Raw genomic sequence first — 18000 nt, 5'->3', positions numbered from 1 at the left:
ACACAGGCCGATCTGGTCGACGAGTCGTTGGAAGTCAGTGGCTTTGGGTTTTGCGGCCGTCCCGATTCTGGAGTGACGGAGGGAGGGAGCGCAGCGACTGACCGGAGGAGGGAAGAATCGCCGACATTCGGGGCCGCAAAACCCCGCGGCGCCAGCCGCGAAAATTACAGGAGGCTCGGTGGCTCAGCGCGATGAAGCGCTCAGGGACGGGAATCGGCAGGGATCGGGCGTGCGCGCTCAGGTTGCCGAGCAGTTCGCGCGGTATCGGGCTGACAGTTTGGCGGGAGCGCGCTTCGACGAGTGCGGTAGACCCACTACGGGCTATTACGACGAGTTGGTCGATGGGCGTGGCCGGGTGCGATCGATGTGGTCGGAGCTGTCGGCCGACTTCATCGATCAGGGGATCGGCGGGATCGATCGGATCGATCACCGGGTGCGCAGGCAGATCGAGGACGACGGTGTCACCTACACCGAGGTCGGTCTCGGCGGCGATGACGACACCTCGATCCCGCAGCCGTGGCGCCTCGACCCGATTCCGCTGCTGGTTTCCGCCGAGGACTGGACCCGCCTGGAAACCGGGTTGGTGCAGCGCTCGCTGGTGCTCGACGAGGTGCTCACCGATGTGTACGGCCCGCGCAGGCTGCTGAGCTCGGGCCTGCTGCCCGCGGAGGTGGTGTTCGGCAATACCGGGTATGTGCGGGCCGCGCACGGCATCACGATTCCCGGCACCCACCAACTGTTCCTGCACGCCTGTGACATCAGCCGGTGGAGTGACGGGCAGTTCCGGGTGCTGGCCGACTGGGCGCAGGCTCCCTCCGGCGCCGGATACGCCCTGGCCGACCGACGTGTGGTGGCCTCGGCGATTCCCGAGGCTTTCGAGCACGCGGGGCCACGACCACTGAGCCCGTTCGCACGGGCCATGCGGTTGATGCTCGAGGAAGCGGCACCCGAGCTGGCCGACGGGGAAGAGCCGGTCGTCGTGGTACTCAGCCCCGGTTCGCATTCCGAAACCGCCTTCGACCAGGCATATCTCGCGCAGATGCTCGGTTTCCCGCTGGTCGAGAGCTCCGATCTGGTGGTGCGCGACGGCGCGCTGTGGATGCGTTCGCTCGGCAGCTTGGAACGGGTCGATGTGGTGCTGCGGCGCGTCGATGCCGAGTTCTCCGACCCGCTGGATCTGCGCCCCGATTCGCGCCTCGGGGTGGTCGGATTGGTCGAGGTGCTGCGCCGCGGGGCGGTGACGGTGGTGAACACCCTCGGTAGCGGGCTGCTGGAATCGCCCGCGCTGAGCCCGTTCCTGCCGCGCATCGCCCGCTCGGTCCTCGGCGAGGATCTGCTGCTCGACGCCACCCCCACCTACTGGGGTGGCGACGACACCGAGCGCGCGCACCTGGTGTCGCACGTCGGTGACCTGGTGATTCGCTCCGCCGTCGACGGCTCGACGATTTTCGGGCCGAGCCTGTCGGCTGCCGAACGCACCGACCTGGCTGCCCGGATCGAGGTCGAGCGGTGGAAGTGGGTCGGGCAGGAGCCCGCCCAGTTCTCGGTCGCGCCCGCGGTCGACGGCCCGGCGGGATTGGCGCCCGCGCCGGTGGGTATGCGGTTGTTCTCGCTGGCCCGGCGGGGCGGTTACACGGCGATGGCAGGCGGACTCGGCCAGCAGCGCATGCGGCTCGAACCGACCCGCAGCGTGATCAAGGTGGCCGCCAAGGACGTGTGGGTCCGCGCGGCTCCGGCCACCGTGCCCGCCGCGAGTTCCGAAGCGCCGCACGAGGAACGGTTGCGCCGGGCGGTCCCGGTCGTCGAGGCGATCAGCTCGCCGCGCGTGCTCAATGACCTGTTCTGGATGGGCCGCTACAGCGAACGCGCCGAGTCGGTGGTGCGGCTGCTCGCCGCCACTCACGATGTCTACCAGGATTACCGCTACCGCCCCTGGCTCGACGGCGCCGAAGCCTTGCCGATCCTCATGCGCGCGCTGTCGATCACCACGGGCACCGCCGCTCCACAGTCGGTGCTGCCCAATGGAACCGGTCAGTTGGTGGCGGTGCGGTCCGGTGATGCCGGTGCTGCTGAGAAAGATCCGAAAACCGATGTCGGGCACGGTGAGTCGCCAGTCGGCGCCGAAGATCCCACACACGACGCGGCGGTCACGCAGCCACCCCGCTCCCCATCGGCCGACGAAGTATCAACGGACGCGGCACCTCACGACTCGCCGTCTGATCCGATGGCATCACAGTCCGCGGGGCAGAGGGAGTCCGTGGGGCAGAGGGAGTCCGTGGGGCAGAGCGAGTCCGTGGGGCAGAGCGAGTCCGCGGGGCAGAGTCAGATCGCTGGGCAGCGCCAGTCCCTGGCGGAGGATCAGTCCGCCGGGGCGGATCAGTCCACGGCGGATGAGGCAGAACTCGACTCCGAGGATGATGCGGCGGAGGCGCCGTGGGAGCGGGCGGGGACCAGTGCCCTGGCTCGCGCGCTGCGGACCACCGGTGTCACGCCCGAGCGTGGGGCGGAGCCGGTGCCCGCGGCTGAGCCGGAGCCTGTTCTCGCGCGGTCGCGGCAGGCGCAGGGGCAGTTCACCCATCGTGCGATGGATGCCAGTGGTCAGGACGGTGTGGCGGCGCGCCGGGCGGTCGCGGGCGCCTCCGCGGAGGGGTTCGGGTACCTGGCTTCGTTGACCGGCGATCGTGAGCTGGCCGGATCGTTGTCATACGCGGTGGACCACTACGGGTCCGCCGCGCGGGCGGTGCGCGATCAGCTCTCCAGCGACACCTGGATGATCATCGGTGCTGTCGATCGCGCGCTGGCCGAATTCCGCAGTGCCAGTACCGAACAGGAGACGGCGCTGTCGGCGGTGCATTCGCTGACGCTGGCGGCGTTGCTGTCGCTGTCGGGGATCGGCGCCGAGTCGCTGGTGCGCGACACCGGCTGGTACGTCATGGATATCGGCAAACGGATCGAGCGCGGGCTCGCCGTGACGTCGCTGCTCAATGCCGCACTGGGGCGGCGGAGTTCGGCCGAGGTGCAAGGGGTAGTCGCGGAGGCCGTACTCACCGCGACCGAGTCAGCGGTGAGTTACCGTCGCCGCCATCGTGGTTCGGCCCATGTGGCCGCGTTGGCCGGACTGCTGCTGTTCGATCCGGGCAACCCGCGTTCGCTGGTCTATCAGCTCGACCGCCTCGAGGCCGACTTCCAAGCACTACCAGGCGGTTCCGGCGCCTCGCGTTCGCAGCGGCTGCTCGCCGATGCCCAGCGCATGCTGCGCCGCATCGACCCGGCCGACCTGGAACACACCGACGACGACGGCGTACGGACCGAGCTGGTGGAATTGCTGGAGGGGGTGCACTTGCGACTACGCAAGCTGGCCGAATCGTTCGAGGCCACCAAACTCACTGTCCCGCTGGGTATTCAGCCCCTCTGGGGCAACACAAGGCTCGTCGGATGAGCGGGCGATACGCGGCAGTACACCGCATCGGCGGCAACACAAGGCTCGTCGGATGAGCGGGCGATACGTGGCGGTACACCGCATCGGTGGCAACACAAGGCTCGTCGGATGAGCGGGCGATACGTGGCAGTACACCGTATCGGTGGCAACACCAGGATGGTCCGATGACCCGGCGATACCTGGTGGTGCACCGCACCACCTACAGCTATTCCGACGAAGTGACCAGTTCCTACGGTCGCGCGTACCTCACCCCGCGCGAATACCCGGGCCAGCGCCTGCTCGAGCACGAGATCTACATCGACCCCGTGCCCTCGGACCGCTCGGTGGGCACCGATGTGTACGGCAACACCACGACGTATTTCCATGTGACCGCCGAGCACCGCAACCTCGAAGTCACCGGCGAGTCCCTGGTGGACGTCGACGGCGAACACCCGCAGAACATGCCGGGTGTCGACCTGCCGTGGGAGTCGGCGCGTCCGAGCACCGCCACCGGCCCACTGGCCGTCGAATTCACCCTGGACCTGCTCCCGCCCGAGATCACGCCCGACGTAATCGACTACGCCGCACAGAGTTTCCCACCGGGAAGGCCGCTGCTCGAAGCGGTGACGGAACTGAACACCCGCATCCACGACGACTTCCAGTATCGGTCCGGCTCCACCACCGTGAGCACCAGTGTGGCCGATGTCTTCGCCGCCCGCGAAGGTGTCTGTCAGGACTTCGCCAGGATCGGCGCGGCCTGCCTGCGCTCGCAGGGTCTGGCCGCCCGCTATGTCTCGGGCTATCTCGCCACCGATCCGCCCCCGGGCAAGGAGCGCATGGTCGGCGTCGACGCCACCCATGCCTGGGCCGCGGTGTGGCTGCCCGGCACCGACGACACCGATCGCGCCGGTCGCTGGATCGCCTTCGACCCCACCAACGACCAGTTCGCCGACGAGCGGTACGTGACGGTGGCGTGGGGCCGCGATTACCAGGACGTTCCGCCACTGCGTGGCATCATCTACACCGATGCGAAGCAGTCCACAATCAAGGTCTCGGTCGATGTAGCTCCGGTGGAGGTGTAGTCCGTGCGTGATTTCGTCTGTCCGAATTGCGGTCAGCAGCTGGCTTTCGAGAACTCGGTCTGCCTGTCCTGCCGCAGCGCACTGGGTTTCAGCCTGACCGATCGCACGCTGGTGGTGATCGGTGACCCGCCGGGCGACGCCGCGGTCGATCACGCGGCAGGTGTCGTCGACAGTGATCGCTTCCGCCTGTGCGACAACCTGCATGTGGCGCAATGCAATTGGCTCGTCGACCGGGATGGGTATGGGCCGGCGCTGTGTGTGTCGTGCCGGCTCACCAGGACCAGGCCCAATGATTCCGACACCGGCGGCCTCGCCGCGTTCGCCGAGGCGGAGGCAGCGAAACGCCGGTTGATCTTCGAACTGGTCGAGTTGGGCCTGCCGATCGTCGGCCGTGACGAAGACCCCGAGCACGGGCTGGCCTTCGACCTGCTGTCCAGCCGTACCAAGGGCGTGCTCACCGGTCATATCGACGGAGTGGTCACCCTGGACCTGGCCGAGGCCGACGACCCGCATCGCGAGCAGTTGCGCATCGAGATGGCCGAGCCGTATCGCACCTTGCTCGGCCACTTCCGCCACGAGATCGGGCACTACTACTTCCCCGTTCTGGTCGCTGATAACGCTGCACTGCAACGTTTCCGGGATCTGTTCGGTGATCCGTTCGCCGACTACCAGGCGGCACTGGATCGCCACTATTCCCAGGGCGCGCCCCGTGGCTGGAAGCGCGACTACGTCTCCTCCTACGCCACCATGCACGCCGCCGAGGACTGGGCCGAGACCTTCGCCCACTACCTGCACATCCGCGACACCCTCGATACCGCGGCGGCCTTCGGACTCGCCCCCGCGGGCGCGACCCTCGACCGCCCGCAGATCGGCCGTGCCGGGTTCGACAAGATCATCGAGCTCTGGCTGCCGCTCACCTGGTCGCTGAACATGGTCAACCGCTCGATGGGCCACGACGACCTGTATCCCTTCGTGCTGCCCGAGCGGGTGCTGGAGAAGATGCGCTTCGTCCACGACCTGTGCGCCGGTAGTCACGCCGCCGTCCCGGAGATCGTCGCCTCTACCGGATAACGCATTGTCGATTTCGCTGCGACGAGGGTCACAGCTAGCTACCCTTCGGGATTGAGACCAGAGCGTCTCAATCCGGTCGGTACCTCGACTCGGACTGCTCGATGAGAAGTGTGTGGCTATGAACTCTCCACTGGTATCAGTCGGTCTGCCGTTGGCGCTGGCGGTGATCATGTTCGGCCTCGGGCTCTCGCTCACCGGCGCCGACTTCGCCCGCATCGCGAAGACGCCGCGCATCGTCGCCATCGCGCTGGCCTGCCAATTGCTGGTGCTACCGGTGGTCGCGTTCGGCCTGGTGCTGCTGTTCGATCTGTCGCCGATTCTGGCGGTCGGCATGATGCTGCTCGCCGCCTCGCCCGGTGGGACGACGGCGAACCTGTTCAGCCACCTGTTCCGTGGCGACGTGGCGCTGAATGTGTCACTGACCGCGGTCAATTCGATCATCGCGGTCGTCACCGTGCCGGTGGTGACGAACTTCGCCATCGGCTACTTCGAGCCGGTCGGCGAGGACGGTTCCGTCGGTCTGCAGCTGAGCAAGGTGGTCCAGGTTTTCGCCATCGTGCTGGTTCCGGTCGGTCTCGGCATGCTGGTGCGCCGCTGGTCGGCGGGGTTCGCGAACCGGATGGACAAGCCGGTGCGGATCGGGTCGGCGATCACATTGCTGCTGGTGATCGTCGGCACCATCGTCAGCGAGCGCGAGACGCTCACCAGCTCGCTCGCCGATGTCGGCGCCATCACCGTCGTGTTCTGCCTGATCAGCCTGTCGGTCGGCTACTACCTGCCGCGCCTGCTCGGCGTCGCCGACCGCCAGGCCATCGCCTGCTCGTTCGAGGTCGGCATCCACAACAGCACGATCGCCATCACCATCGCGATCAGCGTGCTCGACAGCACCGAAATGGCCATTCCCGCGGCCGTCTACGGCGTGCTGATGTTCCCGCTCGCCGCGCTCGTCGGCTGGCTCATCACCCGCAGGCAAGTGCGGTCCGAGGTCGCCGTCGAGTGAGTCAGGCAGTGGACACTTTCCCCGCATCGGACTAACCTCTTAGCTAAGGAGGCGTTATGGCAGGGAACGCGGCGGAACAGTTCAATATTCACGACGCGAAGACGAACCTGTCGCGCATCATCGAGCGGGTGGAGCAGGGGGAGGAAATCGTGATCAGTCGTGCCGGAACTCCGGTCGCCAAGGTGGTTCCGTTGAGCCGTCGGGTCAATCGCACCGGTCGTGGTTCGCTGCGTGGCCGCGTGGAGCTGTCGTCTGATTGGGATTCGCCGGAGACCAACGCCGATCTCGCGCGCGACTTCGACGCATGAGTGTCCTGCTGGATACCCATGTGATCCTGTGGTGGCTCACCGACGACCCGACGCTCGATGCCGGGCTACGGGAGCGGCTCGATCACGATCCCGACGTGTATGTCAGCGCGGCATCGGTCTGGGAAATCGCGATGAAGCAGGCATCGGGAAAGCTGGCTGGTCCTGCCGACCTACCCGAGCGGGTGGTCGGCAGTGGTTTCCTGCCGTTGGCCATCGACGCGCGACATTCGATCGAGGCCGCACGTCTGCCATTGATCCATCGCGACCCGTTCGACCGGATACTGGTCGCTCAGGCTCGGTGTGAGGAGCTGACGCTCATCACCCGGGATCCGTATTGCCTCCAGTACGAAGTTGATTCGCTGCGCTGCTGACTTCAGGCGCGCAGGCGTTCCTTGCGGAGGCGGTCGACCTCGGGGAGGTCGAGGGGCGCCAGGTCTGCGGCGGGGATGCCGAGGGCCTTGGCGATGAGGAGGTCGGCCAGTTCGGGGTTGCGGGCCAGGGCCGGGCCGTGCAGGTAGGTGCCGAAGACCGAGCCTTGGACGACGCCCTCGGTGCCGTCGCCGACGCCGTTGCCGACACCGCGGGTGACGCGGGCGAGCGGGGTGGCATCGGGGCCCAGAGTCGTTCCACCCCGGTGGTTTTCGAAACCGGTGAGGGGTGCTTTGAGTCCGGGGACCAGGGGTGTGGTGGTTACTTCGCCGATGGCGCGAACCTTTTGGGGAGAAGTGGTGACGTCGAAAAGGCTTACACCGTCGACCTTTTCGCCCGCCGAAGTCTCGTACCAGTTGCCGAGCACCTGGATGGCGGCGCAGATGGCCAGGACGGGTGCGCCCTTGGCGGCGGCCTGCTGGAGGCCGGGGTACTTCTGGAGATGGCGGGTGGCCAAGCGCTGCGCCGAATCCTCAGCGCCGCCGAGGGTGTAGATGTCGAAGGAGTCCGGGACGGGATCGGCGAGGGTGATGTCGATGATCTCGGCGTCGTAGCCGCGCATGCGCAGACGTTGCCGCAGCACCAAGGCGTTGCCGCCGTCGCCGTAGGTGCCCATCACGTCGGGCAGGACGAGGCCGATACGAATGGTTGACTCGCTCACTTGCGGGCCTCCAGGTCACGGTTGAGATCGCGGAACGCGGTGTAATTGGCCAGCACCTCGACGTGTCCGGCAGGGCAGGACGCGATGGCGCGCAAGGGATCCGGGACGAGAGTGTGGTCGACGCCGGCGTAGGTCAGGCGCACGGCGAGGTCGGTGGCGCGCTCGCCGGAGGCGACCACCTGCACGCCTTCGAAGTGCTCGAACCGCACATCCCACAGCCACGACAGATCCTCGCCGTCGGGCACCTGACCGTTCACCGCGATCACCAGACCGGCCGAGGACGGCTCGATCATCGACAGCGCTTCTTGCCAGCCCGCGGGATTCTTGGCCAGCAGCAGCCGGGCATCGTGCTCACCGACGGTGACGGTGCGGTAGCGGCCCGCGATCTCGCGCACGGTGCCGGTGGCATCGGTCGCCTTCGCCGGTTCGGCGCCCATCGCGACCGCGGCGGCCACAGCCTGCGCGGCATTGCCGCGGTTCGCGCGACCGGGCAGGGCCAGGTGCAGCGGAGCGCGGAAACCATCAGGGCCGCAGAGGTCTTCGCCGTCGAGCCACCACACCGGTTGCGGGCGGTGGAAATCGGCGCCGGTCGAGCGCCAGTTCTCGCCTTCCCAGACGATCGGCTCACCGCTGCGCGGACAACTCGTCGCGTCGACGGCCCAGCCGCTGCCGGCCGACACCCACACCACCTTCGGATGGTCGTAGGCGATGGAGGCCACCAGCACGTCGTCGCAGTTGGCGATGACGACCGTGTCGGGATGACGCAGGAGCCCGGCGCGCAGCTTGCGTTCGATCATGTTGATCTCGCCGACCCGGTCGAGCTGGTCGCGGCTGAGATTGAGCAGCACCACCGCGGCGGGGTCGAGCGCGTCGCTCACGTGCGGCAGGTGCAGCTCATCGACCTCGATCGCGGCCAGCGCCACCCCCTGGTGCAGGCTGAGCGCGGCCACGATGCCCGCGTCCATATTGGCGCCGTCGGCCTGGGTGGCGACATCGCCGAGCGTGCCGAGCGCGGCGGTTGTCATCCGCGTGGTGGTCGACTTGCCGTTCGTGCCGGTGATCAGCACTGTGCGCCGACCGCGCCCGAGCTGCGTCATGATCGACGGATCGATCTTCAACGCGATCAGGCCGCCGATCATCGAACCCTTGCCGCGACCCGCCTTCTGCGAAGCCCACGACGCTGCCGCCGCTGCTCGCAAGGCCAAGCGCCCACGCACCGAGATGTCTGCCACGCCGCGAGTCTATGTGCGCGGTGTTACGCGCCGCGTGCGGGAGGGTTTCGCACGGTCACGCGCCCCGTGCGGGACGGGTGTGACGTGCGGTTCGGTGGTCGCGGGTCAGGTGTGGTCGTCGAACAAATTGGGCAGGCCGCGGGCGTAGCGGTCGGTGTCGAGGGCGCGCAGGGGCTCGAGTTCGGGGGTGCGGCGCAGGCGGAAACCGCGGCAGCGCGGCGCCGAGGAGCCCGCCACGTCGAGCAGCGCGTTCACCGCGGCGCGGGCCGACTCGTTGGCGCCCTCCATGGTCGCCAGGTCGATATCGGTGCGGACGTAATCACCGGCGAGGAACATGTTCTCGATCGAACCGTGCGGCTCGGGGCGGGCGTCCCACGAACCCGCGGTATTGATGAGCAACGGGTCGGCATTCGCATTGCGACTGCCCTGCCAGGTGATTCCCGGATCGAGAAACCAGGAATGCACGTCGGCGGGGCGGAGCAGTTGTTCGCGATCGTTGAGATGGCTGCTCAACTGCTCCCAGACTTCGCGGAAGATCTCCTCGTGGGTGCATTCGGTGGCGGGTTTGCCGTAGAGCATTCCGGGCGAATTCCAGTCGGAGATATCCACCGAAAGGCAATCGGCCACCGAACCGTCGCCGAAGGACGGCAGTTTGTCGGTCCACAACTGATTCTGGCTGATCGAGGTGAGCGACCACGGCGAATCGACATAGGCGGTGTGGCCGCGTGAAATACGCAGTGGCGCACGGAAATAGATCTGTATTCCGTTCATCCAATCGACGAAGAGCCGATCCGTCGCGGCGAGTTCCGGTGCTACGGCGAGCACTTGCGACGACCACAGTTTTCTCGCCTGCTCCACCGGCAGTGCCACCACGAAATAGTCGGCGTCGACCGTGCGTGCCCCGGCGGAATCGGTGATTCGCGCAGCGCGGATTCGTCGGTCGCGCACCTCGAGTTCGCTGACCCGTGCGCCGAGTTCGAACCGGACGCCGAGGCCGCGGAGGTGGCGCACCCACGGGTCGATCCAGGCGGTGTTGGTGGTGTTGTTGAGCACGCGGTCCAGGCTGCCGTCGTTGCCGAGGCCGAGCGGGTTGCCGAGGAACTGTTCGCCCATGCTGCCGATGGTTCGGGTACTGGCCAGGTTCTCCTTGGCGGCGACCATGATCGATGTCAGCGACCTGGACACGATGGCGCGGAACTCGTGCGAACGCTCGTGCCCGCGCACGAAGTCGAACCAGGAGGTGTGCTCCCACTGACCGAATCGGCGGGCATCGCAGCTGGTGTTGAACACCATCAGCCGGTTGGCGAAGTACAAGCCTTCGGTGGGGGACATCCTGGAGATCGTGGTGATCGTGGCGGCCAGGGTTTCCCTGATCGAATCCGGGGTCACCTGTGCGGCGGTGATGCTGTCGGGCAGGGCGAGCAGGATGTCGTCGCCGTCGCGGCGCGAGAACCTCGCCTCCGGCACCGCGATGAGGTTGTTCCACACGCCGTCGGCATTGCCGGCGAACGGAATTCGGCGCATCGTGTCGGGCAGGTTCTGATAGAAGCCGGGGAAGAAGCGGAACCCGTGCTCACCGGGCAGATCGGGCCTGCCGTCGCGGCCGGTGCCCGGCACGCCCACGCTGCGCGCCTTGCCACCCAGCGCCCGCGCCTCGTACACGGTGACCTCGAACCCGCGCTCGGCCAGCTCGTGGGCGGCGGTCAGTCCGGCCACACCGCCGCCGAGTACCGCGACCCGACGGCCGGGCGGCGCGGCGAATCCCGGCGCTCCCGCTACGGCCCCCGCCGATATCACCCCCGCTGCGACCGTGCCGCGAAGAAGGCTCCTTCGCGAAACGGGCCACCGCTGTTCCGCCATACGCTGTTCAGCTGCCTTGCTCGAGTATTGCCTGCGATTTGCTACCACTCTAGAGCGCGGCGAAGACCTAGCTTTATCGACCTGTGCGTCGTTCGCGAGCTCGAAACCGACCGGTCGCACGGAAAACGCATCGGGCGACCGATCACATGCTAGCCAGAGCTCGAGCGATCGTGGGTTGAATTCGGGTTCATGCGCGGGCCAATTCGGGGATGGGGGCGGGCGCTGGTGGTTTCGCGATGCCACGGCCGGTGGTCGCCGCGAAGGCGCCCGCGATCACGACCGCGCCGCCGATCAGCGCGGCCACCGACGGCTCCTCGTCGAAGACCGCCCAGGCCGCGGCGATGCCGACGACCGGCACGAGCAGCGACAACGGTGCCACCGTCCCCGCGGGATAGCGGCTCATCAGGTAGGTCCACAGGCTGGATCCGCAGACCGTCGAGAGGATGGCTATGTAGGCCAGCGCGACCAGCGCCGGCAGGCCATCGGCGGAGAACGCGGTGCCGATCGCGCGCAAACCTGTTCCAGGCCCCTCGACAGCCATCGACAGCGCCAGCATCGGCAATACCGGAACCACCGACATCCATAAGGTCAGGTGCAGTGGGTTGTAGCCGGGGGAGTCGGCACCGGCCTGCCGGGCGCCGATATTGCCGAACGCCCAGCCGAGGCCGCCTGCGAGGGTCAGCAGCACCGGGAGCAGGGTGGCGGTCGCCATGCGGTCGGCACCGATGATGACCATGCCGAGCACGGCGACCGCGAGACCGGCGACTTGAACAGGCCGCAAACGCTCGCGCAGCAGCACCGCGCCCAGCACCACAGTGAACGGCGCCGACGACTGCAGCACCAGTGAGGCGAGACCGGTCGGCATGCCGGTGCGCATCGCCGTGAACAGGAACGCGAACTGCAGGATGCCGAAGCCGGTGCCGTAGAGCAGCAGCCAGCGGGTGCGCACAGCCGGGCGCGGGATGAAGATCAGCACGGGGATCGCGATGACGGCGAAGCGCAGTGCGACGAAGAAGAAGGGCGGGAAGTGGTCGAGGCCGATCCGGATGGCCAGGAAGTTCAGGCCCCAGAGCACAACGACGGTCAGTCCGAGCAGGCGGTCACGGGAGGTCACGCCCTTATCGTGCGGGCGGCTAAAGATCAGCACAATCGAATAAATATGGATGAATAACGTAGTTTTACTTCATGTTCTCGATCGAGCGGTTGCGGATTCTGCGCGAGCTGGCCGACCGTGGCACGGTCGCCGCCGTCGCCGAGGTGCTGTCGATGACGCCCTCGGCGGTCTCGCAGCAACTGAAGGTGCTGGCCAGGGAGGCCGGGGTCGCGCTGCTCGAACCGGACGGGCGCCGGGTGCGGCTCACCGACGCCGGGCAGGCGCTGGTGCTGCGGGCCGACGACGTGCTCGCCGCGATGGAGCGGGCAACCGCCGAGATGGCCCACTACCGGGGCTCGCCGCGCGGACAGGTGCGGGTGGCGTCGTTCCCGTCCGGGGCCGCGCTGCTGCTGCCGCCCGTGCTGGCCACGTTGGCCACCAGCGGGGTAGAGCTGGTGGCGGGTGACGAGGACCTGCCGCCGAGTGAAGCATCGAAACTGCTGGCCGACTACGACATCGTGCTCACCCATCGCGACGAACGCGCGCCGTCGCTGTCCGGGCCGCGGCTGTCGGCGCGGGTGCTGATGCGTGAGCCGATCGATGTCGTTGTCGCGCCCGATCATCCGCTGGCGGGGCGTTCGTCGGTGCGTCCGGAAGAACTCGCCGAGGAGACCTGGGTGAGTGTGCGCGGTGGGTTCCCGATCGACGATGTGCTCGAGTCCATCGCCACCGTCACCGGGGTGCGACCGCGAATCGCGCAGCGGCTCAACGAGTTCCGGGTGATCGAAACGCTCGTTGCGTCCGGCTACGGCGTCGCGCTGATGCCTCGCTATGCCGTCGCCCACCCCGACGTGTCGGTGCTACCGCTGGCCGGGGTCCGTGCGGCCAGGGTCTACGAGATCATCACCCGCCCGCAGGCGCACCGCAGCCCGGCCATCGCCACGGTGCTCGACGCGTTCGAGGCCGCAGCGCGCGAAGTCATCGCGCGGTGACGGACCGATGCCATCGCCGCCGGGTAGGCCGCGACGGCCGCCTACCCGCCGGCGATGTTCTGTGACAACAGAATTCGGTCAGAATTGGCCGGGCTGGTACTGCTGACCCGGGTAGGGCTGGCCCGGCTGATACGACTGCTGCTGCTGCTGTGAACCGTGGTAGCTGAAGTCGTCGGCGACCATCGCGGCCAGTTCGAGCAGGGCCCGCCTGGTCGGCTTGCTGACCAGTTCGAGGTCGATCTCGGCGCCCTCGGCCAGGTGATCGTCGAACGGGACGATCTGCACGGCGCGGGTGCGGTCGAGGAACAGCTTGCGCAGCTGGTCCAGGTCGACCGTGGACGCGCCACGCCGCGAGGCGTTCACGACGACGACGGTGCGTTCGACCAGCTTGCTGTAGCCGTGGTGGTCGAGCCAGTCCAGCGTCGCCGAGGCGCTGCGCGCACCGTCGATGGCGGGGGAGGTGACCAGCACCAGCGAGCTCGCCATATCCAGCACGCCCGACATCGCCGAGTGCATCAGACCGGTGCCGCAGTCGGTGAGGATGATGTTGTAGAACGACTGCAGGATGCCGATGGCCTTGCGGTAGTCGGCCTCGCTGAAGGCCTCCGACACGGCCGGATCCTGTTCGGAGGCAAGCACTTCCAGCCGGCTCGGGGCCTGCGAGGTGTGCGCGCGAACATCCGAGTAGCGGGTGATCTGCTGGTCTTCGAGCAGGTTGCGCACCGTCGAGCGGGTCTGGCGCGGCACCCGGTGGGCGAGCGTGCCCAGGTCGGGGTTGGCGTCGATGGCGATGACGCGGTCACCGCGCTGGGAAGCGAAGGTGGAGCCGAGTCCGACCGTGGTGGTGGTCTTGCCGACGCCGCCCTTGAGCGAGAGGATCGCGATCCGGTAATCGCCGCGCACGGGCTGGTTGACCCGCTCGCCGAGATCGCGGTAGACGACATCGGCCGCCGACTCACCGGGGTTGATCGCACCGCCGGACACCTTGTGCACGGCCTTGCGCCACCCGCTGCGCGGCGACTTACGCGCGCGCTTGAGCAGGTTCAGATCGTTGACCGAATGGCCGGGCTGACCGGGCTGCTGCATGTGCTGCGGCTGGAAGGGCTGCTGCTGCGGGGGCGGACCGCCTTGCCACTGCTGGCCGGGCGGCGGACCCGCCGGACCCGGCTGGCCGAGCTGACCGGGGAACTGCCCCTGTTGCCCGGGGAACTGTCCTGGCTGTTCAGGGAACTGTCCCGGTTGTCCGGGGAACTGTCCCGGCTGCTCAGGCTGCTGACCCGGGGGCATCCCGCCCTGCATCGGCGGCTGGTACATCGGCGGCGGCGGAGGCGCCCAGCTGTAGATGGGCTCGGACTGCGGCCCCTGCTCCTGGGACGGGAACTGCTGCTGCTGTTCGGGACCGGGGTAAGGCTGCCCCTCGGCGCCGGGGTACTGCGGCTGCTGTTCGGCGCCGGGGTACTGCGGAGGCATGCCCGGTTGCGGCTGCTCGCCTGTCGCGTGCGGGCCGGGGTAGGGCTGTTGCTCGCCCGGCTGACCCGGCCACGGCTGCTGCTCTGGGCCGTTCATCGGCGGCGCGCCATTGTGCTGATACGGATCGGGCACCGAGTACGGAGCGCCCTGCGCGAACTGACCCGGCGGCGCGAAACCGGCGGGCTGGTACACGGTCTGGTCGGCGACTCCGGCATGGCCGGGCTCGGCGACGGGATGCTCACCGGTCGACGGATCGCCGACTTCACCGGTCGGTTCGGCGGCGGTGTCGGCGGGCTCGATGTCGTCCTCGGTCGCGGTCTGCACACCGGAGGGACCGGACGCAGCTTCGGACACGTCAGCCGACGGACTCTGCAGCCACGGCGGCGAGGTCGGATTATGGTCGTTGTTGGTCACAGTTCCCCCACTTGCTCGCTGAACGAGCAGGAAAGCTCGGCGCTGAATATGCCCTAAAACGCTAACACGGGGTGCCTGGTCGGGTGGTGTCGCGCTTGGGTTCGCGGGTGTGGAGCGGACGGGGGTTTGGTGGTCTCAGGTGGGTTTACGAGATGTGGCTCGGGACTTCGGGTCCGCTCGAGTTCGCGGGGGGCTGGATTTGTTGTTCGGTAGTCCCAGGAGGTTTGGGCTGTGTTTATTGGCGCGCTGGCGCGCGCGTGTCCGCGGCCCTGAGGGGCCGCCGGTTAGCGCTCGAGACTAGAGCCTTCGGCTCAGCGCTTTCGAGCGCTAACCGGCGACCCGGCCGCGGACCGGCCACTTCGTGGCCGCCGCTCCCCAGGGGTCGCGGGTGCGGGGTTGGGAGTGCGGTCATGGCGGAGCTGGGGTGCAGGGTGTGGTTGGGAGTGCGGTCATGGCTGACGCGGGGATTGCGGTGTGGCGAGGGAATTGCGGAAGGTGGTCCTCAGTGTTCGCGGTGGCGGGCTACTACCGCTGCTACCGCGCCACCCGCGGCGCCCAAGGCCAGGGCGGTGGGGACGCCGATTTTGGCTGCTTTGCGGCCGGTGCGGAAGTCGCGGATTTCCCAACCTCGGTTCTTCGCGACCTCGCGTAGGTCGGAGTCGGGGTTGATGGCGACCGCGGTGCCGACCAGCGACAGCATGGGGACGTCGTTGTGGCTGTCGGAGTAGGCGGTGCAGCGCTTGAGGTTGAGGCCTTCGCGGATGGCGAGGGTGCGCACCGCGTGTGCTTTGCCCAGCCCGTGCAGGATGTCGCCGACCAGGCGGCCGGTGAATTTGCCGTCGACACTTTCGGCGACCGTGCCGAGGGCGCCGGTCAGGCCGAGGCGTTTGGCGATCACGTTGGCGAGTTCGACGGGGGTGGCCGTCACCAGCCAGACCTGCTGGCCCGCGTCGAGGTGCATCTGGGCGAGCGCGCGGGTGCCTGGCCAGATCTTGTCGGCGATGATCTCGTCGTAGATCTCCTCGCCCAGCGCGGCGAGTTCGGCGGTGGGGCGGCCCGCGATGAAGCTGAGCGCCTTCTCCCGGCCCGAGACCATGTCGGAGGAGTTCTCCTTGCCGGTGACCCGGAACTTCACCTGTTTCCAGGCGACATCGACCAGGTCGGAGGTCTTGAAGTACTTGCGCGCGGCCAATCCTCGGGCGAAGTGGACGATCGAGGCACCCTGCACAAGGGTGTTGTCGACGTCGAAGAACGCCGCGGCGGTGAGGTCGCGAGGGGCCTCGGGGCCCGCGTCGGCGCCTTGCTCGGCGAGCTCGGCGTCGTGCAGTTCGAGCGCGGCGTCGGCGCTTGCCTCACCGGCCAGGTTGGCGCGTAGCTCTTCTTCACTCGGCCCGAACGGGCTGCGTGGCAGCCGTGCGAACTGTTCCTGCAGTTCCTGACCGAGGCGGCTGGGCTGCCACCGCGCAGGGAACTCCCCGAATCGCCCTGCGACGAATCCGGCCCTAGTCACCTTCGAACGTTCCGGCACCAGTACCCTCCGCTAGTCGCGCGAACCATGTCCACAGTAACCGGCGGCACCGACAACCCGCTGCGGGCTCGAGGATTAAATAGGGCTCATGACTAATCCCACATCGACGGTGACCCTGTTGACTCGCGCTGGTTGCGGCATGTGCAGCACCGCACTGGCGCAATTGCAGACGATCTGTGGTGATTTCGGTCTCCCGGTCGTCACCATAGACGTCGACGAAGCCGCGGTCAGCGACCCGCAACTGCGCGCCGAATACGGTGATCGCCTGCCGGTGGTCCTGTTGAACGGCCGTGAACACAGCTATTTCGACGTCGATGAGCCCCGTTTGCGGGCCGACCTGAGCCGGATCGCTGGTCGCGACGGAAAATGAGGCCGAATTCACCGACTTTGTGAACGCCTGCACAAGCGGTTACGGTGGTGACACGCAATCCGCACCGCCCCTGGCATGCAGCGGCGGTGGCCGGGTTTGTACCGCCCCTATGGCACCGGTCGCGCTCTCGTAATCGCAGCGACCCACACCGGTGAACGAAACAGAGGAACCGGACCGCGATCAGGCCCGGAACGAGGAGCCGACGACGTGACAGAGCAGCACGAGACGCCGAGTGGCGTCTCCGGCAAGGCTCTTGTGCGGGATATTCCGCAGGCCACGGTGACTCGTCTTGCTACCTATCTCCGGGTTCTCGCCGGGTTGGCCGACGAGGGTGTAGTCATCGTATCGAGTGAGGAACTCGCTGTCGCGGCGGGTGTCAATTCGGCGAAGCTGCGCAAGGATCTTTCCTTCCTCGGACCCAACGGTGTGCGGGGTGTCGGCTATGACGTAGCCAAGTTGCGCACCAGGATCGAAGATGTGCTCGGACTGTCGCAGGGACATCGGGTAGTGCTGATCGGCGCGGGCAATCTGGGCCGCGCTCTGGTCGGTTACGGCGGATTCGGGGTACGAGGCTTCACCGTGGTCGGGATCTTCGACAACGACCCTTCGGTGATCGGCCAGTCGTACGCCGGTCTCGTCGTGCGCGATGTCGAGCAGCTGACCGGCCAGATTCCGGCGCTGGCGCCGACGATCGCCGTGGTGGCCGTGCCCGACGAGGCCGCCCAGGACGTGTGTGACCGGCTCGTAGCCGCCGGACTGCCGTCGATTCTGAGCTTCGCGCCGCTGGAACTGCGCGCGCCCGCCCATGTGCAGGTTCGCCGCGTCGACCTGGCGATGGAACTGCAGATGCTGTCCTTCGACGCCGCCCGCAACGACGCCCTGCCCGAGATCGCCGAGGTCGGCTCCGGCCGTGTCGCGCGCCGGGTACCGCCGCCAAGCCATCTCACGCACGCCGCACCGGTCGAACCGGCCCGCGGCAGGCCAGCGCGTCGCACCGCGCCGCACTCGGCCACCCCCCACTCGGCAACGGAGCCAAGCACCAAGGGATCGGTGATCACGCCATGAGCGAGCG

At 67.8% G+C, this 18000-nt stretch carries 15 protein-coding genes; 9 read left to right on the top strand and 6 right to left on the bottom strand.

All coding sequences use genetic code 11. From position 1 onward, the window contains the following. The first annotated feature begins 229 nt into the window (after positions 1 to 229). The 6 genes from ACFXKN_RS24595 (at position 230) to ACFXKN_RS24570 (ending at position 7250) form a co-directional block, all read left to right on the top strand. Entirely contained in the window at positions 230 to 3439 is a 3210-nt protein-coding gene (locus ACFXKN_RS24595) for a circularly permuted type 2 ATP-grasp protein (protein ID WP_378961344.1), read from the top strand. 164 nt (positions 3440 to 3603) lie between these two features. Next, positions 3604 to 4500, top strand: coding sequence for a transglutaminase N-terminal domain-containing protein (locus ACFXKN_RS24590; RefSeq protein ID WP_378961369.1), 897 nt, complete (start codon positions 3604 to 3606; stop codon positions 4498 to 4500). Between the two features lie 3 nt (positions 4501 to 4503). Further along, positions 4504 to 5571, top strand: a complete 1068-nt coding sequence (locus ACFXKN_RS24585; protein ID WP_378961401.1) for a putative zinc-binding metallopeptidase — start codon at positions 4504 to 4506, stop codon at positions 5569 to 5571. A 118-nt stretch (positions 5572 to 5689) separates the two neighbouring features. Beyond that, on the top strand, positions 5690 to 6571 hold the full coding sequence (locus tag ACFXKN_RS24580) for a bile acid:sodium symporter family protein (protein ID WP_379433916.1): 882 nt from the start codon (positions 5690 to 5692) through the stop codon (positions 6569 to 6571). Positions 6572 to 6627: 56 nt separating this feature from the next. Beyond that, the gene (locus ACFXKN_RS24575) at positions 6628 to 6879 is read left to right on the top strand and encodes a type II toxin-antitoxin system Phd/YefM family antitoxin (protein WP_378961423.1); all 252 of its coding nucleotides are present in this window, start codon (positions 6628 to 6630) and stop codon (positions 6877 to 6879) included. Continuing rightward, on the top strand, positions 6876 to 7250 hold the full coding sequence (locus tag ACFXKN_RS24570) for a type II toxin-antitoxin system VapC family toxin (RefSeq protein ID WP_378961430.1): 375 nt from the start codon (positions 6876 to 6878) through the stop codon (positions 7248 to 7250). Before ACFXKN_RS24575 ends, ACFXKN_RS24570 begins: the two co-directional genes overlap by 4 nt. A gap of 2 nt (positions 7251 to 7252) precedes the next feature. On the opposite strand, the gene ACFXKN_RS24565 is transcribed toward ACFXKN_RS24570, so the two are convergent. The 4 genes from ACFXKN_RS24565 to ACFXKN_RS24550 all read right to left on the bottom strand — a co-directional run bounded on the left by ACFXKN_RS24565 (position 7253) and on the right by ACFXKN_RS24550 (position 12175). Further along, on the bottom strand, positions 7253 to 7969 hold the full coding sequence (locus ACFXKN_RS24565) for a type 1 glutamine amidotransferase (protein ID WP_379433915.1): 717 nt from the start codon (positions 7967 to 7969) through the stop codon (positions 7253 to 7255). Further along, the gene (locus tag ACFXKN_RS24560) at positions 7966 to 9201 is read right to left on the bottom strand and encodes a MurT ligase domain-containing protein (protein WP_378961475.1); all 1236 of its coding nucleotides are present in this window, start codon (positions 9199 to 9201) and stop codon (positions 7966 to 7968) included. The genes ACFXKN_RS24565 and ACFXKN_RS24560 overlap by 4 nt, the downstream gene beginning before the upstream one ends. Positions 9202 to 9306: 105 nt before the next feature. Then, positions 9307 to 11061, bottom strand: a complete 1755-nt coding sequence (locus tag ACFXKN_RS24555) for an FAD-dependent oxidoreductase (RefSeq protein WP_379433914.1) — start codon at positions 11059 to 11061, stop codon at positions 9307 to 9309. 187 nt (positions 11062 to 11248) lie between these two features. Then, positions 11249 to 12175, bottom strand: a complete 927-nt coding sequence (locus tag ACFXKN_RS24550; protein WP_378961482.1) for an EamA family transporter — start codon at positions 12173 to 12175, stop codon at positions 11249 to 11251. A 71-nt stretch (positions 12176 to 12246) separates the two neighbouring features. Here ACFXKN_RS24550 and ACFXKN_RS24545 point away from each other — a divergent pair, with 71 nt between their 5' ends. Beyond that, positions 12247 to 13146 (top strand): LysR family transcriptional regulator, encoded by a 900-nt coding sequence (locus tag ACFXKN_RS24545; protein WP_378961497.1) that lies wholly within the window; start codon positions 12247 to 12249, stop codon positions 13144 to 13146. Between the two features lie 78 nt (positions 13147 to 13224). On the opposite strand, the gene ACFXKN_RS24540 is transcribed toward ACFXKN_RS24545, so the two are convergent. Continuing rightward, a complete protein-coding gene (locus ACFXKN_RS24540; RefSeq protein WP_378962738.1) occupies positions 13225 to 14712 on the bottom strand; it encodes an AAA family ATPase in 1488 nt (495 codons plus the stop codon). Between the two features lie 820 nt (positions 14713 to 15532). Beyond that, positions 15533 to 16558 (bottom strand): HAD family hydrolase, encoded by a 1026-nt coding sequence (locus ACFXKN_RS24535; protein ID WP_378941283.1) that lies wholly within the window; start codon positions 16556 to 16558, stop codon positions 15533 to 15535. Positions 16559 to 16646: 88 nt separating this feature from the next. Here ACFXKN_RS24535 and ACFXKN_RS24530 point away from each other — a divergent pair, with 88 nt between their 5' ends. Together ACFXKN_RS24530 and ACFXKN_RS24525 are read left to right on the top strand one after the other, a co-directional pair. Then, positions 16647 to 16928, top strand: coding sequence for a glutaredoxin family protein (locus tag ACFXKN_RS24530; protein WP_378941280.1), 282 nt, complete (start codon positions 16647 to 16649; stop codon positions 16926 to 16928). A 207-nt stretch (positions 16929 to 17135) separates the two neighbouring features. Continuing rightward, a complete protein-coding gene (locus ACFXKN_RS24525) occupies positions 17136 to 17993 on the top strand; it encodes a redox-sensing transcriptional repressor Rex (protein WP_378941275.1) in 858 nt (285 codons plus the stop codon). Positions 17994 to 18000: the final 7 nt, after the last annotated feature.

Origin of the sequence: Nocardia sp. NPDC059195, assembly GCF_042754695.1 — a bacterium.
GTDB lineage: Bacteria > Actinomycetota > Actinomycetes > Mycobacteriales > Mycobacteriaceae > Nocardia.
The sequence above is the reverse complement of the archived record's forward strand: the minus strand, read 5'-3'. Positions and strand labels throughout refer to the sequence as shown.

Bases quoted from the DNA above. Each gene is read 5' to 3' on its own strand.
- ACFXKN_RS24590 (WP_378961369.1), top strand. From the start codon at position 3,604: ATGACCCGGCGATACCTGGTGGTGCACCGCACCACCTACAGCTATTCC.
- ACFXKN_RS24580 (WP_379433916.1), top strand. From the start codon at position 5,690: ATGAACTCTCCACTGGTATCAGTCGGTCTGCCGTTGGCGCTGGCGGTG.
- ACFXKN_RS24575 (WP_378961423.1), top strand. From the start codon at position 6,628: ATGGCAGGGAACGCGGCGGAACAGTTCAATATTCACGACGCGAAGACG.
- ACFXKN_RS24570 (WP_378961430.1), top strand. From the start codon at position 6,876: ATGAGTGTCCTGCTGGATACCCATGTGATCCTGTGGTGGCTCACCGAC.
- ACFXKN_RS24555 (WP_379433914.1), bottom strand. From the start codon at position 11,061: ATGGCGGAACAGCGGTGGCCCGTTTCGCGAAGGAGCCTTCTTCGCGGC.
- ACFXKN_RS24545 (WP_378961497.1), top strand. From the start codon at position 12,247: ATGTTCTCGATCGAGCGGTTGCGGATTCTGCGCGAGCTGGCCGACCGT.
- ACFXKN_RS24540 (WP_378962738.1), bottom strand. From the start codon at position 14,712: ATGAACGGCCCAGAGCAGCAGCCGTGGCCGGGTCAGCCGGGCGAGCAA.
- ACFXKN_RS24530 (WP_378941280.1), top strand. From the start codon at position 16,647: ATGACTAATCCCACATCGACGGTGACCCTGTTGACTCGCGCTGGTTGC.